The sequence below is a fragment of the bacterium genome, from assembly GCA_024226335.1.
GTDB lineage: Bacteria > Myxococcota_A > UBA9160 > SZUA-336 > SZUA-336 > JAAELY01.
Genome location: JAAELY010000019.1, coordinates 1 through 4,727 on the forward strand (window position 1 = coordinate 1; position 4,727 = coordinate 4,727).

Genomic DNA, 4,727 nt, shown 5'->3' on the forward strand with positions numbered 1-4,727 from the left:
GGAAGCGCTTCGCGGAAATCCCCCGTCGACAGGCCGCGCAGATACAGGATCGGGAGCACTTCCGCGACCTTCGGACTCTTGCGCATGTACGGCGGAAGGATCTGGCTGCTGAAGCGATGATCGTCGCGGCGATCGTGGACGCGTGGCGCTTCCACCTCCATCGTTCCCGCGCCCGTTGTGATCTGGCGCGGCGGAGCGGTCCCGTTGCGCACGACCAGGGCGTGGCCGTCTTCGTCGCGTTGTCCTGCGGCCGCCTCGACGTACTCTCGGCAACCTCCGCCTGCAGCGCGATGCTCAGCATCCGGCGTGCGCCCTCGTGCGCGATCTCGTCCAAGCTCATCCGAGCTTCCGGGTTCCCGTTCTGCTCGTTCTCGACTACTCTCAGCATGGGTGGCGTGTCCTTTTTCGGCACAGGGCCGATCGTGCGTTTGCAATTCACACGAAAGGATACGTCCCCCGATCTATTCCTTCGATCCACAACTTTCGGTTATATCCCGAGAACGATCTCCGATCACGCAATCGAAACGGCGCTGACACTGCGTCTCGTCTTCAACTCACCGCTCCCTCAGGCGGAGGGGTTCCTGCGATCTGTACAGTATTTAAATCGGATGATGGCCGACGGCCGACCAGAATCCGTCGCGATCGGCGACTGATCAAGATCATGGGAGTGGGGAGCCTCGGCCGTGATTTGATTCACGCACCAACGCCGGTTTCAACCAGTACCGGGTTTTCGCGGACTATCGGTTGACTTGCTGTCTCGGTTTGGATCAGAATCGCTGGCGATCCGGGTCCCCTCGCTCGGTTTGCTCGATCACCGGGTGGAAGGTGTGTGGGCGCTTCATCGATTGCGGAGTAAGGCGGGCGTGTCGGGCAGAGGAGGGAGTGAGCGATGGATGCAGCAACCGCTGTGCTGTTCGCGATCCGCACTGGCGTTCGGCTCGGTATTCAGGCTCAGCGCGCCTACGTCGACTCGGCGCGTGGCAGAGAGCTGGTGCTGCCGCTGCCGAACTTCAACCCGGTCCGAAACTCCGCCTCCGCCCAAGTCTTCTTCAGCAACCGGGATGTCGCGCTCCTGGAACCTGCGCGCCTGCAGGAGCTCGCAGGCAGGCTGGGCGATGCGGGGCCGCCTCTGAACCAAGACGAGAAGCAAGAGCTCGTGGATTTCCACACCGACGCGCTTCTCCTGCAGTGGTCTGAGACGGAAGCCGATCGCGGCAGCGGTCCGTATCCAGATCGGGATGGCATGCTTGCGCTGGTTACGGTTCGGCAGTGGGAGCGTGAGACCGAGCCTCATCCCAGCGTGGCCCAGCGCATCGCCGGTACGATGATCGAGACCGGCATCGACTACTTCACCAACGTGCCGGGCGCCATCGATCCCGGCTCCAAGGGCGGGAAGATCGTGACGGCCGTCTTGCGCGGCTTCGACGACATCGAGTTCTCCGAGGTGCCGCTTGGCGACCTACCCCAACGCATGCTGCTCGGGGCTCTCGAGTCGCTCGGGGAGGAGAGTGCGCTGCTGAGCTCGGACCCGAAGGTCCAGCAGCTCATCACCACCTTGACCACTTCCTTGGTGAAGGACGTGGAAGCTCACATCGAGGCGATTCGCGCGGCGGAAGGCGCGAACACCTTCAAAGAGGGGCGCGTCCGGGCGTGGGCGGAAGTCGTCTTCCGCAGCGTCGTGAGCAGTGGCGGCAGGCTCGTCGTCGAAAACCCCAAGGAGTACCTGGGCGTCTCTGGCGCTGGGGAGCAGGCGCTGGTCTCGAACGTCGGATCGGCGCTGCTGGGCCTGATCGTCGACAGTCCCGAAGGAGAGCTCGACGCGCTCTTCAGCACCAGTTCGCTCGAGGTGCTGGCCGATGCTGCACTGCGTACGCTCGGCGAACACCCGGAGATCCTCGTCAAGGGCGGGAACGACGGGCTACGCACCCTGCTCGGTCAGGTGGCGACCGAGCTTGCGGACTACGACCGTCTCTTCCAGACGAGCATGCTGCCCGAGATCGGCCGCATGGTGCTCGACAAGACCGGCGAGAATCTTCCGCTGCTATGGCCAGAGCTCGCGAACGACCCGAAGAAGAACCTGCTGCTCACCGGGGCGAGCACCGCTCTGGACGTGCTGACGCGCGAACCGGCGGCCGGCGAGCGTTGGCAGCCGCGTTTCGGTCGAGAAGAGCTGCTCGATGTCACTGAGGCTGTGCTCGACCAGTTCGTCGAGAATCCGGGCTGGCTCGTCGACCAGGCGGGCGAGGTCAACGAAAACCTGAAGGTCGCGTTGGAGGCTGCTGTCGGGGTGATCCGCAAGCGAGGCGACCAACGCCTCGGCACCGCTCTCGCGACCGACATCTTGAAGTCCTCGGTCGCGGCCGTGGCAACCCGCCAGGAGTTCATTCAGGAGCTGCCGGGCGACGCTCAGGTGGCGGTCGCCGCCGTGCTCGACGTGGTACTCGATCAAGTCTTCCGGGGCGACCTAGATCCCAAGGCCGCCTGGGTGTTGACCCGCGGCGAGGTCGTCCGCGGGTTGGTGTCGGTGGCTCTCGATGAACTCGGCCGCACTCAGCTCGGCGAAGGGGAGATCGCGAAGCTGCGCCAGGTGCTGAAGCAACACACGGCTGCCATCGCAAACGGCCAGGCCTTCGACCTCTCGGCCTTCGCCACCGAACTCGAGACGGAGCTCGCATCATGAGAACTTGGATCCCGAACATTCACCGCACCCTGGTCCCGCTACTGACTCTGTTCCTGCTCACTTCGATCGGCTGCGGTACGACTCGGGCACTGCGCGAGGCGCAGAGCGCCTTCAGCGACGCGGCCACGGCAGACATGCAGCTACGGACTGCGCCCGAGGAGACGACAGCGGCCTTGCTCGGCGTGCGCAACGGCGGCTACCGCATGACGATCGGGATCATCGACGGATTCAACGCGATTCAGAGATCTCAGCTCAGCGGGAATGAGCTCTGGGGCAACGCCCTGATGTTGAAAGCCATGTCCCATTGGCGTCTGGCGGAGTACGACGCTGCGGATAAAGCGGCGAATGAGGCCATCGGCAAATACGCGAAACAGCTCGGCCCTCGCGATGCAGCCATCCTGAGCGTCCTGGATGGACTCATCGCCCTCGATCAGGCCCACGCCAAGCTCGGGGTCAGCACCGCGGGTGTGTTCCAGTGCAACTACACCGACGTCAACGAACTGGTCAAGATGGGACTCAGCACCATCGAGAATAGTCGCAACGGCCTGTCCGCAGGGGCGCCTGTTCAGCAGTACCTGCTCCAGTCTAAGCTCGCAGGACACAAGATTCGCGTGGATGCCACAGAATGCGACGACGGCGGGACTCTGCCGTCCGCGCAGGAACGAACTGACCGCAAGAACGACTACTGCGCGCTCGAAGCGACAGGCGTGGACCGCGCGGTGACGCGAGATTGGGTTAGCCGGCTCGGCATTCAGAACGCCACCTGTCCCTAAGGTCTCCCTCCCCCTTTGATCGAGGATTGCCGATGCCCAGGAAGCCAGCGCAGAAATACCTGCCCGAAAGTCTCTCGTTTGCGACGCTCTTCGACCCCGCGCTCGACTACGCGTACTTCGCCGGCGGGAAGAAACATGCCTTCAACCCGGCCGCGACCTGCTTTGATCTCCTCAATGCGTCATGGATGGCGGATTTCGCGCTGCTCGCATACCTCGAGGAGGCCGACGTCAGCCGGCAGCTCGAATCGGCCGGGCTCGTTCTTGAGAAGTGGCTCGACTCTAGCGAGCAAGCCGGCGAGTTCCTGGGCGGGACGCAGGGCTACATCGCTCGCGATGAGGCGAAGACCTTCCTGGTGGTGTCTTTCCGCGGCACCCAGATCCAGGAGGTCAAGGACTTGCTGGCCGACGCCGACGTCTGGCCGGAGCGCGCGGTCGGCAGTCGCGGTTCTGTCCATCGCGGCTTTCGCAGCGCGCTCAGCGAGGTCTGGGAGGATGTGGAGAGCTGTCTAGAGGAACACAGCCGCAGCGAGAGCCCGCCGTTCATATGGTTCACCGGGCACAGTCTGGGCGGTGCGCTCGCCACCCTGGCCTCGAGCCGATACCGGGGCAAGCAGGGCGTCTACACCTTTGGCTCGCCGCGTGTCGGAGACCGCGTGTATCACGATGACTACGTCGAGCAGCACTATCGATTCGTCAATCAGAACGACATCGTCACCCTCGTTCCACCGCGCGGTCCATTCAAGCACGTCGGTCAGGTCAAATACATCGCCGAGGATCCCGCGACGCCAGAGATCGGACTCATCCACGACGACCTGGGGCGATGGCGGGAGATGGTGGATCGTCTCGAGGGTGCCACTTACACTGCGAAAAGCGCCTTTCACGCGTGGCTGGACGGACGCTTCGATGGGGTGGTTCTGGACGGTCTCGTTGACCACTCGCCCGTTCACTACGCAACGAAGATCTGGAACGCCTATTTGAAAATCCGACGCTGAGGCGCGGCTGCTCACTTGCGCTGGCAACGCCTCTCCAGCTGCGAGTCCCAGATCCCCACGCAGAGCCTCAAGACGGGCGGCTGGCCACTCGCGATTCGCTCGGGCCTTTCCCAGGTCATACCGCCAAGGCTCGTCGCATTGATTGGGTTGTGGTCCGAAGAATGTGCCTTTCGAGTCCGCAGGTCTTCTCGGAGCAGGCCATCTGACCCGTTCCCTGGACTCAGTACGCGTAAGAGAGTTCGTGACTCCGTCCGCCCGGCAGTCTGCGGGTCGGAATGCGCC

General features: G+C 63.6%; 4 protein-coding genes. 3 read left to right on the forward strand and 1 reads right to left on the reverse strand.

What is annotated here, in order from left to right:
• Positions 1 to 434: hypothetical protein (locus tag GY725_00810; GenBank protein ID MCP4002710.1), on the reverse strand; the 434-nt coding region annotated here is incomplete at its 3' end.
• Between the two features lie 455 nt (positions 435 to 889).
• Between GY725_00810 and GY725_00815 the strand changes: the two genes are divergently transcribed.
• The 3 genes from GY725_00815 to GY725_00825 are packed head-to-tail and all read left to right on the forward strand — an operon-like array spanning position 890 to position 4,445.
• Positions 890 to 2,680 carry a hypothetical protein gene (locus GY725_00815; protein MCP4002711.1) on the forward strand — a complete coding sequence of 597 codons (1,791 nt, stop codon included), beginning with the start codon at positions 890 to 892 and terminating at the stop codon, positions 2,678 to 2,680.
• Complete coding sequence (locus tag GY725_00820; protein ID MCP4002712.1) at positions 2,677 to 3,453, forward strand: hypothetical protein; 777 nt, start codon at positions 2,677 to 2,679, stop codon at positions 3,451 to 3,453. Before GY725_00815 ends, GY725_00820 begins: the two co-directional genes overlap by 4 nt.
• 32 nt (positions 3,454 to 3,485) lie before the next feature.
• Positions 3,486 to 4,445 carry a lipase family protein gene (locus GY725_00825; GenBank protein MCP4002713.1) on the forward strand — a complete coding sequence of 320 codons (960 nt, stop codon included), beginning with the start codon at positions 3,486 to 3,488 and terminating at the stop codon, positions 4,443 to 4,445.
• Positions 4,446 to 4,727: the final 282 nt, after the last annotated feature.